General features: G+C 73.4%; 17 protein-coding genes and 1 pseudogene. 5 read left to right on the forward strand and 13 right to left on the reverse strand.

Annotated features, from left to right (window positions below):
- The 4 genes and pseudogenes from ABD374_RS12545 to ABD374_RS12560 form a co-directional block, all read left to right on the forward strand.
- Positions 1–121, forward strand: a pseudogene (locus tag ABD374_RS12545) (2-oxoacid:ferredoxin oxidoreductase subunit beta); the annotation flags it as partial.
- Positions 118–453: a ferredoxin gene (fdxA, locus tag ABD374_RS12550; protein ID WP_344494509.1), complete on the forward strand. Its 336-nt coding sequence runs from the start codon at positions 118–120 to the stop codon at positions 451–453. The pseudogene ABD374_RS12545 and the gene fdxA, both read left to right, overlap by 4 nt.
- 189 nt (positions 454–642) lie before the next feature.
- Positions 643–1,632 carry an AfsA-related hotdog domain-containing protein gene (locus tag ABD374_RS12555; protein WP_344494511.1) on the forward strand — a complete coding sequence of 330 codons (990 nt, stop codon included), beginning with the start codon at positions 643–645 and terminating at the stop codon, positions 1,630–1,632.
- A gap of 7 nt (positions 1,633–1,639) precedes the next feature.
- Complete coding sequence (locus ABD374_RS12560; protein WP_344494513.1) at positions 1,640–4,336, forward strand: AfsR/SARP family transcriptional regulator; 2,697 nt, start codon at positions 1,640–1,642, stop codon at positions 4,334–4,336.
- 54 nt (positions 4,337–4,390) lie between these two features.
- Here ABD374_RS12560 and ABD374_RS12565 read toward each other — a convergent pair whose 3' ends face one another.
- The 13 genes from ABD374_RS12565 to ABD374_RS12625 form a co-directional block, all read right to left on the reverse strand.
- A complete protein-coding gene (locus tag ABD374_RS12565) occupies positions 4,391–5,395 on the reverse strand; it encodes an alpha/beta fold hydrolase (protein WP_344494515.1) in 1,005 nt (334 codons plus the stop codon).
- A 5-nt stretch (positions 5,396–5,400) separates the two neighbouring features.
- On the reverse strand, positions 5,401–5,577 hold the full coding sequence (locus ABD374_RS12570) for a hypothetical protein (protein WP_344494517.1): 177 nt from the start codon (positions 5,575–5,577) through the stop codon (positions 5,401–5,403).
- Entirely contained in the window at positions 5,574–6,641 is a 1,068-nt protein-coding gene (locus ABD374_RS12575) for an alpha/beta fold hydrolase (protein WP_344494519.1), read from the reverse strand. Before ABD374_RS12575 ends, ABD374_RS12570 begins: the two co-directional genes overlap by 4 nt.
- 23 nt (positions 6,642–6,664) lie before the next feature.
- Positions 6,665–7,105 (reverse strand): DUF4260 family protein, encoded by a 441-nt coding sequence (locus ABD374_RS12580; RefSeq protein WP_344494521.1) that lies wholly within the window; start codon positions 7,103–7,105, stop codon positions 6,665–6,667.
- A 166-nt stretch (positions 7,106–7,271) separates the two neighbouring features.
- The gene (locus tag ABD374_RS12585; RefSeq protein WP_344494523.1) at positions 7,272–8,150 is read right to left on the reverse strand and encodes a 4'-phosphopantetheinyl transferase family protein; all 879 of its coding nucleotides are present in this window, start codon (positions 8,148–8,150) and stop codon (positions 7,272–7,274) included.
- Positions 8,056–8,949, reverse strand: coding sequence for a 2-oxo acid dehydrogenase subunit E2 (locus ABD374_RS12590; RefSeq protein WP_344494524.1), 894 nt, complete (start codon positions 8,947–8,949; stop codon positions 8,056–8,058). The genes ABD374_RS12585 and ABD374_RS12590 overlap by 95 nt, the downstream gene beginning before the upstream one ends.
- The gene (locus tag ABD374_RS12595; protein WP_344494526.1) at positions 8,946–9,194 is read right to left on the reverse strand and encodes a phosphopantetheine-binding protein; all 249 of its coding nucleotides are present in this window, start codon (positions 9,192–9,194) and stop codon (positions 8,946–8,948) included. Before ABD374_RS12595 ends, ABD374_RS12590 begins: the two co-directional genes overlap by 4 nt.
- The gene (locus tag ABD374_RS12600) at positions 9,191–10,234 is read right to left on the reverse strand and encodes a 3-oxoacyl-ACP synthase III family protein (protein ID WP_344494527.1); all 1,044 of its coding nucleotides are present in this window, start codon (positions 10,232–10,234) and stop codon (positions 9,191–9,193) included. Before ABD374_RS12600 ends, ABD374_RS12595 begins: the two co-directional genes overlap by 4 nt.
- Positions 10,231–13,287 (reverse strand): type I polyketide synthase, encoded by a 3,057-nt coding sequence (locus ABD374_RS12605; protein WP_344494529.1) that lies wholly within the window; start codon positions 13,285–13,287, stop codon positions 10,231–10,233. The genes ABD374_RS12600 and ABD374_RS12605 overlap by 4 nt, the downstream gene beginning before the upstream one ends.
- Positions 13,287–13,586, reverse strand: a complete 300-nt coding sequence (locus ABD374_RS12610) for an acyl carrier protein (protein ID WP_344494531.1) — start codon at positions 13,584–13,586, stop codon at positions 13,287–13,289. Before ABD374_RS12610 ends, ABD374_RS12605 begins: the two co-directional genes overlap by 1 nt.
- Before the next feature lie 57 nt (positions 13,587–13,643).
- Entirely contained in the window at positions 13,644–15,377 is a 1,734-nt protein-coding gene (locus ABD374_RS12615; protein ID WP_344494533.1) for an acyl-CoA dehydrogenase family protein, read from the reverse strand.
- The gene (locus ABD374_RS12620; RefSeq protein ID WP_344494535.1) at positions 15,371–17,170 is read right to left on the reverse strand and encodes an acyl-CoA dehydrogenase family protein; all 1,800 of its coding nucleotides are present in this window, start codon (positions 17,168–17,170) and stop codon (positions 15,371–15,373) included. The genes ABD374_RS12615 and ABD374_RS12620 overlap by 7 nt, the downstream gene beginning before the upstream one ends.
- Position 17,171: 1 nt before the next feature.
- A complete protein-coding gene (locus ABD374_RS12625) occupies positions 17,172–18,956 on the reverse strand; it encodes a fatty acyl-AMP ligase (RefSeq protein WP_344494537.1) in 1,785 nt (594 codons plus the stop codon).
- A gap of 199 nt (positions 18,957–19,155) precedes the next feature.
- Here ABD374_RS12625 and ABD374_RS12630 point away from each other — a divergent pair, with 199 nt between their 5' ends.
- The gene (locus tag ABD374_RS12630; protein ID WP_344494539.1) at positions 19,156–19,605 is read left to right on the forward strand and encodes an SRPBCC family protein; all 450 of its coding nucleotides are present in this window, start codon (positions 19,156–19,158) and stop codon (positions 19,603–19,605) included.
- The last annotated feature ends 14 nt before the right edge of the window (positions 19,606–19,619 follow it).

Here is a 19,619-nt window from a genome sequence, read left to right on the forward strand (position 1 = left end):
ACCCGTCTACGACACCCTCATGGCCGACCAACTCGACACCGCCATCGAACAAAACGGCAAAGGCGACCTTGCGGCGCTGCTGGCCGGCAACGACACCTGGACCGTGGAGACATCCCGATGACCTACGTAATCGCCCAGCCCTGCGTGGACCTCAAGGACAAGGCATGCGTCGACGAGTGCCCTGTCGACTGCATCTACGAGGGTCCGCGCAAGATGTACATCAACCCTGACGAATGTGTCGACTGCGGCGCCTGTGAACCCGTCTGCCCGGTCGAGGCGATCTACTACGAGGACGCTGTGCCGTCCGAGTGGGCCGGTTACCTCACTGCCGACCGGGAGATATTCGCCTCCCTCCCGTCCCCCGGCGGCGCGGGCGGCGCCGGGCCGCTGCCCGCCGACCACCCCGTCGTCGCGAAGGAACCGGTGAAGGAGCCCGTGCAGGGATCGAGCTGACGCGACCAGGGTTCCCGTCCGCCCGGGAGCGCTCCTCAGCCGGTCTTCAGCAGTGCTTCCCCGGTGCTTCAGCGGGGTGGGGCAAAGTGGTCGTATCAGCGCGCCGAGCCCCACCTCGCGCCTCGCCCTCTTCTTCCTTCGCACGCGTCCGTGCCCGCAGAGCCGCCAGACACTGCACAGAGGACTCCCATGGACACCGTTCCCACGCATGCCGCTTCCTACCTCGGACCGCATCACCTGGTACGCAGGCCGGGGAGCCCCGAGGCGTTCCTGCTCGACTCGTCCGCGCCCGTGCGGCAGCACTTCGCCTTCTCCACCGAACTCTCCGACGGTCAGCGGTTGCTCGGCGATCCGGCGGCGCCCTTTCACGATCTGCTGTTCCCGGTCGAATCACTGCGCCAGGCAGCGATGTTCGCGGCGCGCCGCTACTTCCGGGTCCCGGAGACCAGGCACACCGTGCTCGCCTCGGGCGGCACGGAGATCACCGCCGTGGATCCGTGGCGGCGTACGACGGACCGCGGCCGGCTCACTCTGGAGCTCGCCCTGACACCGGTCGACGTGGTCAACGGCGTCCCGCGGGGAATGGAGTGCGACGCCGTCGTGTCCATCGACGGCGAGCGCTGCGGCACGGCCGAGGCGCGGCTCGTCTTCCTCGCGCCCGGTGTCTACCGGGGCCACCGCGACCTGGGCCGCCGGCAGAGCGAGGAGTCCCTCGCCGCCGGGCACGGGGACATTCCGTCGCCCGGCGTGCCCGCGCCCGAGCGGGTGGGGCACCGGGATCCGCGGAACGTACTGGTCGGACTGCCCGTGGAGGAGGACGGCGAAGGGCTGGCCTTCCCCGTCGACGGCGTGGCGGCCGGTGACCTGCTGCCCGGAACCGCCGGTGAGGTACCCGCCGTCCTGTTCCTGGAGGCTTCGCGGCAGGTGGCCCTGTTCGCCGCCGCCGAACTTCACGGCTTCGTACCGTTCCACGCGCTGCTGACCCGCTGGCAGGCGTCGTTCAAGGGGTTCGCCGAGCCCGGCCTTCCGCTGCACTGCACCGTGCGCGGGGACCGGGCACCGGCCGGCCGGCCGGACCGGGACCCGGCGGGGCGCCCGGTGGCCGGTCTGCGGCTGTCCTTCCTCCAGGGCGACCGGGTCGTGGCCCGGGTGTCCGCCTCCGTGGCGCAGGACTGCTAGGCCCGCCGTGCGATTCCGAGTGCTGGGGCCCGTACGCATGTCACCCCGTACGCCGTCCGCCGCCAAGCCGCGCGCGGTGCTCGCCACGCTGCTGATGAACATCAACGCCGTGGTGTCGACGCACACCCTGATCGACGAGCTGTGGAGCACGGGGCCGCCGCGGACGGCGGCCACCACGCTTCAGGTGTACGTGTCGCAGTTGCGCAAAGCGCTGCTGGAGGGCGGCGGGGCGGAGGCCGGCCGGCAGCCGCTGCTGACCAGGCCGCCCGGCTACCTCATCGAGGTCGCCGCCGACGACCTCGACCTGACGGTCTTCGAGTCGTTGCGCACCGAAGGGCGGGCGGCCTACGCGCGGCGGGATTACGACGACGCCTCGCACCTGCTGGGCCGCGCCCTCGGACTGTGGACGGGGCCCGCCCTGTCGGGCATTCCGCACGGGCCCTCGCTGGAGACGTCCGCCATAAGGCTGGGCGAGCTGCGGGCGGAAGTGCTGGAGCAGCGCATCTCCGCGGACCTGCGGCTGGGCCGCCACCAGGAGCTGGTCGGCGAGCTCATGGCGCTGGCCCACGAACATCCGCTGCGCGAGACCCTGCACTGCCACCTGATGGTCGCGCTGTACCGGGTCGGGCGGCAGTCGGACGCGCTGCGGGTGTACCAGCAGGCGCGGCGGTCCCTCGTCGAAGAGCTGGGCGTCGAGCCGGGGCCCGTGCTCAGCCGGCTGCTGGAGCGGGTCCTGGCCTCGGACCCTTCGCTCGCCTGGCGCGGGGATCCGGCCGTCGGCGGTTCGCGTACCGGCACCGGCGGCCGGCACGCCGACGCGGTGGACTGGCTGCCGCCCGCCCTCGCCGACTTCGCCGGGCGCACGGACCAGCTCGCCGTCGGCACGCGCTTCCTCTCGGGCCGGGCGTCGGGGCTGGGCCGCGTCCTCGCCCTGGCGGGCAGGGCGGGTTCCGGCAAGACGACGCTCGCCGTCCAGCTGGCCCACGAGGCGACCGGCCTGTTTCCCGACGGGCGGATCCTGGTGACCCTGCGGGACGCCGGCGGGCGGGCCATGGAACCCGGCGGGGTGATGGCGGCGCTGCTGCGCCGGCTGCGCGGTCCGGCCGCACCCGAGGCGGCGGGCCGGCCACCGGCGTCGGAGGCCGAGCTGGCGGACCTGCTGCACGGGCGCACCGAGGGCCGCAAGCTGCTGCTCCTGCTGGACGACGCGGTGTCGGAGGCACAGGTGAGGCCGGTGCTCAGCGCGGCGCCGGACGCCACCGTGATCGTGACCAGCCGCCGGGCACTGGGCGCGCTCGACGGCGTACAGCATTTCGTCCTGGAGGTGCTGAGCCGGCAGGACGCCGAGCAGCTGCTGGTGGCCTGCGGCGGGCCCCGGATGAGCGAGGACCCGGAGGCCGTCTCCGAGATCGCCCTGCTCTGCGGCAATCTGCCGCTGGCGCTCCGGGTGGCCGCCGCGGGTCTCGCCGCCCGGCCGCACTGGACGGCCGCGGGTCTCGCCCGGCGGCTCCGTGACGAGCGGACCAGGCTCGCGGCCCTGCGGCTCGGCGATCTCGACGTACGCAGCAGCCTGCTGACGGCGTACCAGGACGTGGGCGAGGAGGAACGCCACACCTTCCGGGCCCTGGGCCTGGCGCCGCTGCCCGACTTCGCGCTGTGGAGCGCCGCGGCGCTGCTCGGCACGGACCTGCCGACGGCGGAGCGCCGCACCGAGGAGCTGGTACGCGCCCATCTGCTGGAGGGCCGGCGGCGGCCGGGGCGCCTCGCACCGGTGCGTTACGGCTTCCACTCGCTGCTGCGGGCACTGGCCCTGGAGGTGCAGGCCGCCGAGGACGTGACCCACGGGGCGCGGGCCGCGGCCACCGAGCGGCTCTGCCGTGCCTTCCTCTCCCTCGCCCGGCACGCGGACGCCCAGCTGGCGCCGGGCCGTGACCTGCTGGTCTTCGAGACGGAGCCGCTCGCCGGTGTGTCCCCCGAGACGCTGGTGGGCACGGCGCCGCTGCTGTGGTTCCAGGAGGAGGCGACGGGGCTGCTCGAAGCGGTGCGGCAGGCGCATGCCGCCGGGCTGTGGCAGCTGTGCTGCGCGCTGGCTTCCGCGTCGGCCGGCTACTACGAGGCGAACGCCCTGTGGGACGACTGGGAATCCGGCCACGAGCTCGCGCTCGACGCGGCGCGCCGGGCCGGGGACGCGCACGCGGAAGCGGTCGTCCTGCGGTCGCTCGGCGACCTGGCGTGGCAGCGCCACCAGAGCTCCCTGGCCATCGACCGGTACCGGCTCGCCCGGCATCTGTTCACCGGCCGCGGCGATCGCCTCGCGGCGGACCGCTGCCTGTCCGGCGAGGCCGACGTACTGCTGGGACTGGGGCGGGCGGCGCACGCCGGACAGGGGTACGCCGGCGCCCTGCCGGCGGGCCGGGCCGACGACGACGCCCGGGGCGCGGCCCAGGCGCTGCGCGGCCTCGCCCTGGTGGCCCTGCGCGAAGGGCGGCCCGGGGAGGCCCTGGGCCTGCTGGGTGAGTGCGAGACCGCGGCCGGTGACGCCGGTGACGAGCGCTGGCGCGAGTACGCCCGCCGGACGGCCGCCTCGGTACGGGCCGCCGTCGACGCGGGCGGGGACGCGGAGCAGCTCGCCCGGATGCCGCTCGAAGTCCGGCCGGGGGTCTGGCTGTTCGTCCCCGCGCCGGCGGTGCGCCGCGCGGCCTGACGGGTGTCCCGGCCCCGCCCCCGGGCCCCCGGCGGTCCGGGGGCCCGTACGCGGTTACGCCGGGCGGGGCTCCGGGACGGCGGCGGCGGCCCGCGGGGGCGCGGCGGCGCGGACGACCGGCTGCCGGCTGCGGAGCATCCGGCGCCAGTGTTCGGCGCTGTAGTCGGCGGGCTCCGTGGTGGCCATGAAGTCGCGCAGTACGGACTGGAACCGCTGCGGATCCGTACGGAACGGGAAGTGGCCGGCGTCCTCGAAGATCTCCAGCCGGCTGCCGGGCATCGACACGTGCCCGAGGCCGGCGTGCAGCGCCGGTACCACCTGGTCCCTGCCGCCCCACACCAGCATGGTCGGCATCCCCTGCGCGAGATAGCAGCGGTCGAGCATCGTGCCCACCTGCCCCCGCCAGTCGACCACCGCGCGCAGCGTCCGGACGAAGGCGCTGCGGGAGGTTCCGTCGGGCAGCGCGTCCACCACCCGCAGCAGGTCGGGCGCGTCCACACCGAGACCGGTGTCGAGGAACTGCAGGGCGCGCACCGCCATGCCCAGCTGCCACCGCATGGTGGGCAGCCGCAGGGCCATGAGCAGCAGTTCCGCGCCCGGCAGCGAGGCGGCGCGCAGGACCGGGGTCACCTGGCGGCTGATGCCGCCGGTGCCGACCAGTACGAGCCGTTCGCAGCGTTCGGGGAACTGGTAGGCGAACTGCATCGCCACCGCGCCGCCGAACGAGTGCCCCACCAGGGTGACCTTCTCGACGCCGAGCACGCCGAGCAGGTCGCGCATGCCGTTGGCGTACGCGGGGAGGGAGTAGTCGGCGCGGGGCTTGTCGGACGCGCCGTGACCGAGCAGGTCCGGGGCGATGACCCGGTAGTCGCCGGCGAGGCCCGGCATGATGTCGCGCCAGGTGTCGGAGGAGTCCCCGATGCCGTGGATCAGCAGGATCGCTTTGCCCTTGCCGGCCATCCGGAAGGCGCGCCGGTAGCCGTGGACGGTGCGGTGGCGGAGCTTGATCCCGGCGCCGGCGCCCTGCCGGCCGGGGGCGGTGCCGTTGGACGAGGTCACGGCGGTCAGGCCCCCTTGTGCGCGTGGCGGCGTTCGCCCGGCTTCCCGGCCAGGGGCCGCGGCGGCTGGACGGGACGGTGGTGGACGGAGGTCAGGTCGCTCTCGGTGACACCCAGCGAGGCGAGGCTCTGCCAGGCGCGTACCGGGGTGACCGAGGTCCTGAATGCGGGTTTGGCGCTCATGACGGCCTCTCACTGAGTGAGGTACGGGGCTTCGGCAGGAACCGGTTGCGGCGTGTGAACCGCAGCCGCAGCAAGGAGGAGAACAACCAGCGCCGCATCGCGCCCAGATGCGCGGGGGAGCCGTGCACGTCGTCGAAGGTCTTGAAGCGCACGTCGGCGAGGGAGCGGTGCAGCAGGGCCTGGTCCCGGGCCGGGATGATCTCGTCGCGGCTGCTGGCGACGTACCGGACGGGGATCCGTACGCCGTTCAGCCGCTCGGGAGTGAGGGCGAACTCCGCCAGTACGGACCGCAGTTCGCCTTCGTCGGCGGAGCCGGTCAGCCGGCGCAGCGTCTCGACGGTGATGCCCGGCACGCGCGGCCACCAGGCTTCGTCGGTGAAGAAGTCGGCCACCGGGGCGCCCACCGTGAGGACGCTGCGGATGCGCGGGTCCTCGGCGGCGGCCCGCAGGGCGAGGTGGCCGCTGAAGCTGAGCGCCAGCATGGAGGTGTCGGTGACCCGGGCCCGGCCCTCCAGCCGGTCCATCAGGAAGGACAGCGTGCGCCAGGACTCGGGACCGTAGGTGAACGTGTTCTCGCCGACGCCGGGCAGCTCGGCGACGACGGCCGCGAAACCCAGCTTGCGGAACAGGGGCAGCAGCGGCGCCCACTGTTCCTTGACGCTGACGATGCCGCCCATGACGACCAGCAGCGGCCGCCCCCTGTCCAGCCCGGAGGCCCAGCAGACGACCGTCCCCTCGGGGTGGCCGAACTCCAGCCGCTCGATGCCGCCCTGCCGGAGCCGCCACTGGTCGAAGGCGTCGACGCAGAGCCGCTGCGCCAGGGCACGGTCCTCGTCGGCGGGGTGGGGGAACCGTGCGAGCGCGTAGTGGCGGCAGGCGTCCAGGAGGTCGCCGCGGGTCGCGGCGGCGCGGCCGGCGGCCGTCCACACGGCGGCCCAGGAGCGGGCGTCGCCGGGCGTGTCGTTGCCGATGCGCGCGAGGACCTCGGCGGTGTGTCCGGGGGACATGCCCTGGCCACCGGCGTGCAGCCGGGCGAATTGCTTGAGCTCTTCCAAGTGGTCCATGGGGTCCATGCCTCACCGTCCGGTCAGTGGATGGCGCCGTCGGGCCGGCGCAGACCGAAGCCGCATGCCCGGTCGACGGCGATGTGCGCGGTCCAGCCGAGCCCGGCGAGCAGCAGCGGCCGGGAGGCCGTCAGCACGCCGGCGGCCAGCAGGGCCGCCGCCAGGCGCGGGTCGTGCAGGGTGTTGTACGGGCCGACCGTGCCGGGCGGCAGCCGGCCGGGGCCCGTGGCCGGAGGGTCCGCCTTGCGGAGGAACACCAGGTCCGGGGCGACGAGCGCGGCCCAGAAGGGCAGGCCCACGGCGCCGCCGAGGGCGAATCCGGAGCCGAGTGCGGCGACGCCCACGGCCGCGCTGAGCGCGCGCCCCGCCGGGGTCCGCCAGGTCCATCGGTCGGCCGGTTCACCGGACGGCACGGGCCGGGGGGAGGGCGCCTGCGGTACGGAGGTCCGGAGAACGGCGGACATGAGGTCTCCTGCGGACATGAGGTCTCCTCTCGCTGTGCGGCTGCGAGTGTGCGGTCGCGGGGTGTGCGGCCAGTCTTCCGGCGGCCCCTTGAGCCCCGCTTGCACGGGCCGGGAGCCGGGACCCGGCCGTCACCACCACCCACCACCCACCACCACCCACCACCATTCACCACCACTCGCCGACCGCGGAATCCTGCGGTTCGTCCTCGCCGAGCACCTCCGCGAGCGCGTCGACGATGCCCGGGTCGAGCGCCGTCCCGGCCATGGTGTCGTCCGTACCGCCGAAGCCCGCGTCTCCCAGGGCCACGCTGACCGTGTACCGGTCGTCGACGGAGTAGGTCTGGAAGGTCCATTCGCGGCCCGTGCCGGTGATCCCGTTCGGGCCGAGGACCTCCACGGACTCGCCGTCGGGCCGGAAGCCGAAGTCGGTGAAGCGGAACTGCATGCCGAGCCCGATCGCCTTGCTGTACGCCTCCTTCAGCGTCCACAGCCGGACGAGCGCGGGGTTGCGTTCTTCCACCGGCATGCCCTCGATCTGCTCCACCTCCAGCGGGGTGCACAGGTGGCGGCCGAGCCCGGGACCGTACAGCGCCCGGTCGCTGCGTTCCGCGTCGACACCGATCACCCCGCCGGTGGCGAGTCCGACGAGGAGCAGGTCGTCGGTGTGGCTGAGACTGATGTGCACGCCGTCGTACCCCCGCAGATAGGGCCGGCCGGTGGGCATGTAGCCCAGCTCCACGGACTGCGGCGGGACGTGCAGCGCGGCGGCCGCGGCGAACTTGAGCAGCACCCGTGAGGAGGCGAACCGGGTCCGTACGTCCGGGTGCGTCAGCTCCAGGAAGCGGGCCCAGTCGCGGCCCAGGAGCGTGCGCAGCCGCGGGCCTCCGGCCCGTTCGGGGCGCCAGTCGTCCAGCCGGGCGTAGAGCACCGCGCTCGCGTGCCGTTCCAGGTCAGCCCGTACGCTGCCCCAGTCCCCGCCGGGCCCCGAGATCGCGATCGGCTTTCCCAGGGTCCGGCCCAGGATCCTGTGCCCGGCAGCCGTCATCGAAAGCCTCCATGAGGTCGTGTACGTCGGTCAGCACATCCGCTGCCGCCGCGCCGTCGATCACCCGGTGGTCGAAGGTGAGGCCGAGCTTCATGACGGGGGCGCAGACGACACTGCCGTCGCGTACCACGGCCCGCTCCCTGATCCGTCCCGCGCACAGCGTGACGGCGGTGCCGCCGGCCGAGTGGAAACCGTCGACCGCGGTGTGTCCGAGCGAGCTGACCGAGACGGTGCCGAAGACTCCGGGACGTTCGCGCGGGTCGCGCAGCGCGGCCGCGAAGGCGGCCCGGCCGAGCGCGGCCGGCAGCCGTCCGAGCATCCGTACCCCCTTGAACTCGGGGAGTTCGGCGGTCCGTTCGCCCCGGTAGCGGTCGACGCGCTCCTGGATCTCCCGCAGGCCGGCGCTCTCCAGGCCGGGCACGAGCGCGGACAGCACGGTGCGCTCCCCCGCCACGGTCCGGTCGAGCGCCAGTTTCGCGGTGACGCCCTGGAACCGGACGATCCGCGGCGGGCGCAGCAGCGGGAGCCGCCCGGACGCCATCACGGCGTTCGCGTGCGGGTGCCGGTCGAGGACGCGGCCGGCCGAGTGCAGCAGGTAGCTGACGACGGAGTAGCGCTCGCCGCGGTCGCGGGCGGCGGCCCGGTGCTCCTGGATCCGCGTCATGTCGACCTCGGTGTCCAGGTGGACCGGGCGCTGGCCCGCCGCCCACTCCAGGAAGTACAGCGTGTGCCGGCGGCGCCGCTCGGTGACGGTGACGGCGCGGGTCCCGGCGGCCCCGGCCGCTCCGGCGGTGGTCACGGGGACACCGCCAGGTCGTAGATCTCCTTCAGGCTGCGGGCTTCGAGCACCTTGCCGACCGGAACCCTGCGGGCGGTGGCGAGCTCCAGTGCCGTGACCAGCTTGAGGAGGTAGAGGGAGTCCCAGTCGGGGAGTTCGTCGAAGTCCGCCGTCACCTGTCCGGGCTCCAGCGGCATGCCGATGTCGTCGCGGACGATGCGGGTGAAGTCGTCGAGGGTGAAACCGTCCAGGCTGCTGATGCTCATATCTTCTCCAGGGCGAAACCGGCTTTGATCCACTTGCTGGACTCCACCGCGACGGCGAGTGCCTTCTCCCCGCCGGACATCCGCTGGAGCAGCTTCTCGATCTGCAGGAAGGGCAGGGCGTTTCCGTTGTTGCCGGTGTCCGCGACGCAGGACACCTCGTGGGCGGTCGGCAGGCCGAGTTCCTCGGTGATCCGCCGCGTCATCCTGCCGGACAGCTGGGGCGGCAGGATGTAGTCCAACTGATCGGCGTCCCAGTCGAGTTCGCCGAGCATCTCCCACAGGATCTCGACGGCCATCACCGGTACGCCCTCCTCGATGGCCTTGTAGTCCTCCGTCAGCGCCTGCCGGTCGTCGTACCGGTCGGCGAGGCCGAACCACTCGATGACCTGGCCGGGTTTACGGCCGAGTCCGGTGAAGCGGTTGAGGATGTGCCGTACGGCGACCCGCTGGCCGACCGGTTCGGCGGTGAGCACGGCGGCGCCCGCGCCGTCGCCGAAGAGCACGAAGTTCACCAGGTCGCTGGGGGCGGCGCCGGACAGGTCGCGCTGGAGGTCCAGGTGCTTGCTGCAGACGTCGCCGCCGATGACCAGGCCGGTCCGGTACTGGCCGGAGGTGATCAGGGCCTGGGCGACACCGAGGGCCTGCACCGCGCCGGCGCAGCCGGACTGGAGCTGGAAGGTGGGCACCTGGTCGAGGCCGAGCTGGTCGGCGACGTGGTTGACGGTGGCGGGCATCAGGGTGTCGGGGGTCGCCGTGCCGAGCACGACGAACTCGATGTCGGACCGGTCGACGCCCGGTGCGTCGAGGGCGCGTCCGGCGGCCTGCGCGCACAGGTCGGCCAGCGACCAGCGGACCGTGCCGGTGGCCAGGTCGCGGGCGAAGTGCCGGGTCCTGGTGCCGATGAAGACCTCGATCCACTCCTCGTTGACGCCCAGCACCTTGGCGAGGGTGGCGTTGTCGACCGGGTCGCCGGGCAGGGCGGTGCCCACGGACGCGAGGTACGTGGTCGGGGCGGTGGAGGCATCCGACTGCTGGGTCATGCCGTCCTCTCTTCGTGGCCGGGTGCGGCGATGGCGCCGATTTCGTGCAGGTAGCTGATGAGGTCCCCGATCGAGGAGAGCCGGGGCAGCAGGTCCTGGACCGTCAGCGAGGCGAGGCCGGTGAGCCGTTCCTCCAGCCGGTTCTTGAGTTCCATGATCATTACGGAGTCGAAGCCGAGGTCCTCGTACAGGCGCGAGTGCGGGGCGAGTTCGGCCCCGGAGTAGCCCCCGACCTGCCCGACGGCTTCCAGGGCGGCGCGTGCGACCGGTCCGTCGGTCCTGCCGCGGCCCAGGTCGAGCACCGCGACGGCGGCCGACGGCAGGCCCGGTTCCGCCGCCTGCTCCCGTCCCTGTTCCCGGCCCGCGGACCGCTGCTGCGGCACCACCGCCGGGCCGGCGGTCTCCGCCGTCGCACCGCCGCGTACGGGATCGCGGGTCCAGTAGCGGTGCTCGTCGGAGAAGGCGTACGGCGCGAGCCGCTGCGGGACGCGTTCCTCCGGGGCGTACACGGCGTCCCACCGCGGGTCGGTGCCGCCGCGGTACAGCTCGGCGAGCGCCGTGGCCAGGTCCCGGCCGCCGGACTCGGTGCCCCGTACCGGAAGGACGTGGGCCGGGGCGGCCGTGGACGCCCTGCCGAGCAGGCGGACCATCCCGGAGAGCACCGGCTGCGGGCCGGCCTCCACCAGATGGGTCGCGCCGTCCTCCAGCAGCCGCGCGGCGGCGTCGGCGAACAGCACGGGGGCACCGACGTGTTCCACCCAGTACGCCGCGTCCATCGCCTCGCCGTCCAGGACCCGGCCGCGCACCGTCGAGTACACGGGCACCTCGGGGACGCCGCCGCCCACCTCCGTGGCGATCAGCGCGAAGCGGTCGAGCATCGGCCGCATCAGGGGCGAGTGGAAGGCGTGCGACACCTGGAGCCGCCGGGTGCGGACGTCCTCGGCCTGGAGGCCGCTCTCGATGCGCGCCAGCGCGGCGAGGTCGCCGGACAGGACCGTCGCCTGCGGCCCGTTCACCGCGGCGACGCCCACCAGCGGCTCCGCCGCCACCCGTTCCCGCAGGCTGTCGGCCGGGGCCCGCACGGACATCATGCCGCCGCCCTCGGGGAGCTCCTGCATCAGCTCTCCCCTGGCCGCGATCAGCCGGGCCGCCCCCTCCAGCGGGAGCGCGCCCGCCAGGCAGGCCGCCGCGTACTCGCCGACACTGTGCCCGAGCAGCAGGGCGGGGCGTACGCCGAGCTCCGCGAGGGTGCGCCCGAGCGCGTACCCGACCGCGAACAGGGCGGGCTGGGTCCACCGGGTGCGGTGCACCGCCTCGTCGCCGCCCAGGATCAGATCGCGTACGGACCGCCCGGTGTGCGGGAGCAGCGCCGCGTCGGCCTCGTCGAGGAAAGCGCGGTAGAGCGCCGAGTCCCGGTAGAGCCCGGCCGTCATCGCGGGGTACTGCGAGCCCTGGCCGGTGAAGAGGAAGGCGGTGCGCGGCCGGCCTGCGGGGAGGCCGGTGAGCCGGGCCAGCAGGTCGGGGTCGGCCACGGCCTCCCGCAGCCCGGCGACGAGCTCCGCGGTGTCGGACGCGGCCACCGCGAACCGGTAGCGGTGCCCGGACTTGACGTGGTTGCTGGTCCAGCTCAGGGCGCCCACCGGCACCCGGCGGGCCGCCGCGGTGTCCGCCTGGGCGAGCAGGTTGCGGCGCAGGGCGTCCGCCGTGGGAGCGGTGACCGTGAAGACGGCGGAGCCGATGCCACCGGGCACGGCGGCCGGGCGCGGCCGCGGGCGGGCGGCGTGCGGGGGCGCGGACTCCAGTACGGCGTGGGCGTTGGTGCCGCCCATGCCGAAGCTGCTGAGTCCGGCGACCGAGGGGGTGGCGGGCAGCCGCAGCGGGGCCTTGAGCAGCCGCAGCCCGTGCTCGCGCAGCTTCAGCCCGGAGTTCTCCTTGGCCGCGAAGCGGCTGGCGGGCACGGTGCGGTGGTGCAGCGCGAGGGCGACCTTGATCATGCCGGCGATGCCGGCCGCGCCCTCGGTGTGGCCGAGGTTGCCCTTCACCGAACCGAGGGCCATGGGCTTGCCGTCGCGGCCGCCGTGGTGGTGGCCGAGCGCCTTGACCTCCATCATGTCGCCGAGGACCGTGCCGGTGCCGTGCGCCTCGGTGAACACGACCTCGGACGCCTCGACGCCGGCCCTGCGGTACGCGGCGCCCAGCACGTCCTGCTGGGCCCAGCGGTTGGGCGCGGTGATGCCGTTGCTGCGCCCGTCCTGGTTGACGGCGGTGCCGCGGATCACGGCGTACACCCGCTGTCCGTCGGCGACCGCGTCCGCGAGCCTGCGGAGCACCACGACGCCCACGCCCTCGCCGCGGCCGATGCCGTTGGCGTCGGCGCTGAACGGCTTGCAGCGGCCGTCGGGCGCCGACAGGCCGGCCTGGGTGTAGAAGATCGACAGGGCCGGGGTGAGGGCGACGTTGACGCCGCCCGCGATCACCGTGTCGCACTCCCCGGACAGCAGGGCGTTCGACGCCAGGTGCACGGCGACCAGCGAGGAGGAGCAGGCCGTGTCGACGGCGAGGCTGGGACCCTTGAGGTCGAGGTGGTACGAGATCCGGTTGGCCGTCATGCAGTAGCCGTTGCCGGAGCCGGCCTGGGCGGTGACCTTCGCGTAGTCGGTCAGGTGCAGCTGCGCCCATTCGTTGCCCATGATGCCGACGAAGACGCCGGTGGGGGATCCCGCGAGCCGCTGCGGCGCGATCCCCGCGTCCTCCACGGCGCGCCAGGCGCTCTGCAGCAGCAGCCGCTGCTGCGGGTCCATGGCCGCGGCCTCCCGCGGCGAGATGGTGAAGAACTCGTTGTCGAAGGCGTCCGGGTCGGTGATGAAACCGCCCTCGGTGGTGTTGGTGCGCCCCTCCGAGCCCGCGGTGGAGTGGAACTCCCTGGCGTCCCAGCGCTGCCGGGGCACCTCCCCCACGCCGTCTCCCGAGCGCATCAGCAGGTCCCAGTAGGCGCCCGTGTCGGGCGCGCCCGGGAACCTGCAGTCGATGCCGACGATGGCGATCGGTTCCATCAGGCCGCGCCGCCCTTCGCGGCGGCGCCGGCGGCTTCGGCGGCGAACTCCTTGATCAGGTGGTCCGCGAGTGCCTGGACGGTCGGGTAGTCCCAGGCGGCGGTGGGCTCCAGCACGAAGTCGAAGTCCTCCTCGATGTCGCCGCACAGGCTGAGGGAGGCCACCGAGTCGAGTCCGTACTCGGCCAGGGGCACGGCCGGGTCGATCTCGGCGGGCCGGCGCTTGAGGTAGAGGGCGATGCGCTCGGCCAGCCACGTGGTCAGCGACTCGGTGGTGTGTCCGGTGGTCGGAACGGGCATGGGGCACTCCTCGGCGAGGGTCGGTCGGCGGTGATGACTGATGAGCTGCTACCGGGTTCAGCCGGCCAGCGGCGTGTCGTACAGGTCGTAGCTGCTGCGCCGGTGGAACCTGCGCAGCACTTCCTCGTGCACCCGGGCGTCGGCGGACCCCGGAAGGTCGGGCGGCTGCTGGCCGAGCCTGCGGGCCAGCCGGTGCAGGGCGGCGGCGAGCCAGGCCGGGTCGGCGAGGAACGGGTCGTCCCCGCCGGCGGCCTGGCGCCACACACCGATCACGGACGCGGCGGCGAGCAGCACCGCGTAGCGGTCCGCCAGGGCGAAGGTGGCGGGGCTGGCGAGCGCGGTGCGGTTCTCGGGCGCGAGCGTGAGGCTCGCCTCCTGGAGCTGCCGCAGCTCGTCCATCATCTTCAGCGCGAGGCCGTGCACGGCCCGCTCCTCCGGTGAACCGCTGGGCAGTTCGTCCACGGCGGCGACCAGGGAGGCGCTCAGCCCGTCCCGGCCGCTGGCCAGGGTGAGCCGGTCGAACGGGATGTCCGGCAGGTCCCCGCGCGGCTGGAACAGCGCGTCCGGCGCGGGGTCCCCGGAGAACCAGGCGCGCCGGGCGAGCCGGGACAGCTGCGGGATGATCGTGGCCTGGCAGGCCGCCGAGCCCGCGTGGCCGAGGCTGAGCACCGGCAGGTCGCGCAGGTGCTTCTGGAAGATGCCGAACTCGCCCTCGCGGACGTAGAAGCGGGCTCCCAGCACGATCGACAGCTCGTGCATGGCGTCGTTGAGCACCTTCGGCACCAGGTACTTGGTGGCGGCGGCGTACACGCTCGTCTCCTCGGGCAGCAGGTGCACGGCCCGGGTGGCGGCCAGCGAGAGGCTGTCGCAGATCAGCAGGTCCAGGAAGGCCCCGGACAGGGTCGCCCTGGCGTGCGGGATCTCCATCACGGACTTGCGGTACAGCTGCCGGCCGAGCGCGAACCGCACGACGGTGCGCAGGCTGGTGTCGGCCGCGCCGAGCGCCATTCCCGGCACCGCGCTGCGGGTGATCTGGAAGGCCTTCAGGGCGAGTTCGACGCCCTTGCCGGTCTCCCCGACGAGCGCGGACGCGGGGACCGGGGTGTCCGTGAAGTCGAGCCCCGACAGATGGCAGCCCCGGACCCCGACGGCGCCGTACCGGGGCAGCACCCGGTAGCTGTCCGTGTCGAGCCCGGCCCGTTCGGCGAGGAACACCGAGTGGCTGCGGCTGCCGGGGGCCGGGCTGGTGCGGCTGAACAGCACCCAGGCGCCGGCCCGGTCGGCGTTGTTGATGACCTGCTTGGCGCCGTTGAGCAGGTAGCTCCCGTCCGGCGCCGGCCTGGCCTCGAACTCGTTGCGTACGAAGTCGTTGCCGTGCGCCAGCTCGTGGTACGCCACCGAGACCTTGCCGCCGTCGAGCATCAGCCGGGCGAGCCGCTCGCGCTGCGCCTCGGTGCCGGCGGTCCACACGTTGACGCCGGCCATGAACGAGGTGACGCCGTAGCCGAGGCCCAGGCTCACGTCCCGGCGGAACACCTGGCGCATCACCCGTACCAGGGTGTCGATCCGCTCCAGCCGGCCGCCGTGGGCGCGCGGCACGAAGTCCGCGTTGAGCACCAGTTCGTCGAGGATGCGCTCACCGGGCCCGGAGATCTCCGCGGCCTCGTCGGCTTCCAGCAGACGGGTGTACGACACCTCGTTGCTCTCGTCCGTCGGGTCGCCCAGGCGTTCCTCCAGCTCGGCGATGCGTGCGCGGACGCGCGCCTCTTGGGGCGCGGTGGCGATCAGCATGTCGTCCTCTCACTCTCACCGGCCGTGGCACCGGCTGTCTCGGGGCGGGGCGCCTCGGGCTCCCCCTGCGGCAGCAGGGAGAACAGCCGGCCGGAATGCCGGGCGGCACGCAGTTCGGCGAGCATCGCCCCGGGCGTTTCGGACCCGGCAACGCCCGGCTCGCCCAGCCGGGCGAGCAGCCGGTCGAGGACGGCCCGCAGCCACAGCCCGTCGCGCCACAGCCGTCCGGCGGGGCCGTCGGCGGCGGCGTCCGCGCTGTGGACCCACAGGCCGAGGCAGACCGCGCCGGCGTAGCACAGGGTGTAGCGGCGGGCGGTCTCGAAGGCTTCGGGCGGTACGTCGGTGAGGACGTTCTGGTGGGCCTCCATCTCGGCGTGCACCGCGGTGGTGACGGCGAGCATGCGCTCGGCCGCGCCGGCGAGGGGGCCCAGTGCGGGGGTGTCGAGGGCCCGCCGGCGCACCTCGTCGACGGACGCGGCCAGGCCGGCCAGGACTCCGCTGCCGCGGCGTGCGACGAGCGACAGCTTCGACGGGTCGAGCGGTGGCAGCGGCGCGGTCAGGTCGCAGGCGGCGGCCGCGCCCTCGGCGTCCCCGGTGCCGCGGGCGAAGCCGCGTACCAGCGAACGGAACTGGTTGATCAGGGAGTTGAGGTTGACCAGCGTGTTCCCGTCGAAGAGACCGACGATGCGGTGGTCGCGCTCGACCTTCTGGAACCTGCCGCCGGCGTACACACCCGTGAGGAAGGCGCGGGCCCCCAGCAGCCGGGTCAGGTCCGCGAGGACCGTCTCGGTGCCGGTGGGCAGCAGGTACTTGGTGACGGCGGCGGTGACGCCGAGCTCCGCGGTCTGCGTGTGGACCGCGCGGGACGCGAACAGGGCGAGTGCCTCGTGCAGCAGCACGTCGGTGGCGGCCGTGGCGAGGACGTGCCGGGCCTGCGGCAGGTCGATCAGGCGCCGCCCGTACAGCTCGCGCTGTTCGGCGAAGTCCAGGGCGAGGCGCAGCCCGTGGTCACCGGCGCCGAGCGAGAGCGACGCGCACATCGTGCGGGTGAGTTGCAGCGCCTTGAGCACGGTCTCGATGCCGCCGCCCTCGGTGCCGACCAGGGCCTCGCGGGGCACCCGGGCGCCGTCGAAGGCGATGCCGGAGATGTCGGCGCCGCGGATGCCGTGCGTGCGCACCTTGGGCAGGTGGCGGTAGGCGGCCTCGTCCGCTTCGCGCTTGTCGACCAGCAGGATGCTGAAGCCGCGCGGTCCGCCGGCCGGGTCGGTGCGTGTGAGGAGGGAGAGCACGGAGCCCCGGGTGGCGTTGTTGATCAGCCACTTCTCGCCGCTCACCAGCCAGCCGCCGTCCGGCGCCGTCTCCTTCTCCCCCCGCACCTCGCCGGCGAGCAGGTCGCTGCCGTGGGTGCGTTCGGTGAGGCCGAGGGAGACCGGGACGCCGGCCCTGATGTCGGCGCCGAGCCGCTCGGCCTGCCCGGCGGTGCCCGCGACCCAGACGCAGACCCCGCCGAGGTACGTCTTGCCGTGCCCGATGGCGGCGGTGAGGTCGCGCCGGGCCACGACGCGCAGGAGCTGGAGCAGCTGCTCGTAGTCGCTCAGCCGTCCGCCGTACTGGACCGGAACGTAGTAGCCGGAAAGCCCCCACTCCTCCAGACGGCGGCAGATGTCGGCGGGGAACTCCTCCTTCTCGTCGAGTTCGGCGCAGCGCGCGTGGGAGAAGACGGTCCGCGGGTCGTCCGGGTCCCCGAGGAAGCGGTCGAGTTCTCCGGCCAGCTTGTACGGCGGATGCTCCATGTCAGGCCACCGGTTCCAGGGGGCGCTCGGTGGCGTCCGCGACGAGCTCGCGCACGGCGGGCTCCAGCACCTCGTACAGCGGGGTGATCTGCCCCTTGAGGAAGAGCTTGCGCATCAGGGTGCGCTGGATCTTGCCGCTGGTCGTCTTGCGGATGGTGCCGGGGCGGACGAGCAGCACGTTGCCGGCGGGGATGTTGAACTCCTTGCCGATCAGCCGCTGCACGTCGGTGGCGAGGGTGCGCAGGTCGGTGGTGACGGAGCTGGTCCGCACCTCCTGGAGGACCACGAGGTGCTCCTGGTCGGTCTCGACGGCGAACACGGCGCCGGAACCGACACCGAGGGCCTTGTCGGTGCCCTGCACGGCGCGTTCGAGGTCCTGCGGGTAGAGGTTCCTCCCGGCGAAGATGACCATCTCCTTGAGCCGTCCGGTGACGTAGAGGTGGCCGTCCTCCAGGGCGCCCATGTCACCGGTGCGCAGCCAGCCGCCCGCGTCGTGGCCGCCCCTGCCGTCGGCGATGGCGGCGTCGAAGATCTCCTGGTTGGTGAGCGGGCGCTTCCAGTAGCCGGCGGCGACGCTGTCGCCCTTGACCCAGATCTCGCCGACGCACCCCTCGGGCCGCTCCTGGTGGCTCTCGGGGTCGACGATGCGTACGTCGAAGTCCTTGAAGACACCGCTGCTGACGAGGGTGCGGGTCGGCTCGTCCTCCCGCGGGTCGGCGAACTCGCCGCGCTCCAGGGCCTGTGCGTCGACACCGAGGACGACGGGGCAGGTGCCCCGCGGGGTGCCGGAGATCAGCAGCGTGGTCTCGGCCATGCCGTAGCAGGGGAAGAACGTCTCGGGGCGGAACCCGGCGGGCGCGAAACGTTCGCTGAAGGCCCGGATCGTCTCGGCCCTGATCGGCTCGGCGCCGTTGCAGGCCGCCTGCCAGCTGGAGAGGTCGAGCGTGGCGAGCTGCTCGTCGGTGACGCGGCGCAGGCACAGGTCGTACGCGAAGTTGGGGCCGCCGCCGATCGTGACCTTGTAGTCGCCGATCATCTTCAGCCAGCGGTGCGGCCGCTTCAGGAACGAGACGGGGGCCATCATCACGCCGGAGCCGCCGAGGAAGAGGGGCTGGAGGATGTGCCCGATCAGGCCCATGTCGTGGTAGAAGGGCAGCCATCCGCCGTAGCGGGAGGCGGAGTCCGAGCCGACGGAGCGCTGGATCGCCGCCTCGTTGGCGAGCAGGTTGTGGTGCGAGACCATCACGCCCTTGGGCTCGCTGGTCGAGCCCGAGGTGTACTGGAGGAACGCCAGGTTCTCCGGGGTGAGCGACGGTTCCGTCCAGGCGCTCGCGTCACCGTGGCCGGGGCTGTCGGTGGCGAGGCAGAGGACGTCCGTCATGCCCTCGGCCGCCAGCCACGCGCCGATCTCCGGCGCGTTGCCCGAGTCGGTGAGCACGGCGCGCGCCTGGGCGTCGCGCAGGATGCCGGAGACACGGGTGAAGTGCTGGCCCTGCTCGGTGGGGAGCGGGGCGGGTACGGCCACGGCTCCGGCGTACAGGCAGCCGACGAACGCCTTGATGAACTCCAGGCCCGAGGGGTAGAGCAGCAGCACCTGGCGGCCGGACGCTCCGTGCTCCTGGAGCCAGGAGCCGATGCGCCGCGCCTCCAGGTCGAGTTCGGCGTACGTCAAGTGCTGCGGCGTCGAGCCCTTGGCGTCGTCCGGGAGAAATATGAAGGCGTCCTCCGCGCCGAGCGCGGTCGTGCGCGCCAGAACCAGTTCCGTAAAGGTTCGGAAGCTTGTCAACGTCTTTCCCTGACCTCTCCGCGATCCGCTGGCGTAGCGCCGGCGAGGGGTTTTCGGACAGTGCGATGCTCCGCCGGGGCGCTAAGGGGACGCTTGTGCGAGATCAAGGCCCCCTGGGGCAGCGGGACGGGAACGGCTAGCGTGAGGAACCGACCTGCCGGAAAGCGTCCCTTCGGGGCCGCGGAAGGAGCGCAGCGAAGTGCGCCGCATCTCGACCGACGTCCTGATCTCCGCCGAACCGGAGGAAGTGTGGTCCGTCCTCACGGACTTCGAGCGGTTCCCCGACTGGAACCCGTTCATCGTCGCGGCGGAAGGCCGGCTCGAGCCCGGCACCCGGCTGGACCTGAGGTTCCAGCAGGCCGGCGGGCGGCAGATGGCGATCCGGCCGACCGTGGTGGCCGTGGAGCCCGGCCGGCTGCTGCGCTGGCGCGGCTCGTTGTGGGTGCCCGGCATCTTCGACGGTGAGCACACGTTCGAACTCACACCCCGGGACGGCGGTACGCACCTGGTGCAGGCCGAGTCGTTCGGCGGGGTGCTGGTGCCCTTCACCCAGAGGGTGATCAGGGACACCGTGGGGCGCTTCACGGATCTGAACGAGGCTCTCAAGTCCCGCGTGGAGTCGGGGGTGTGGCGGCCCCGGCAGGTGTGACACCGGGCGGCCGG

This window comes from Streptomyces enissocaesilis (genome assembly GCF_039533765.1).
Taxonomy (GTDB): Bacteria; Actinomycetota; Actinomycetes; order Streptomycetales; family Streptomycetaceae; genus Streptomyces; species Streptomyces enissocaesilis.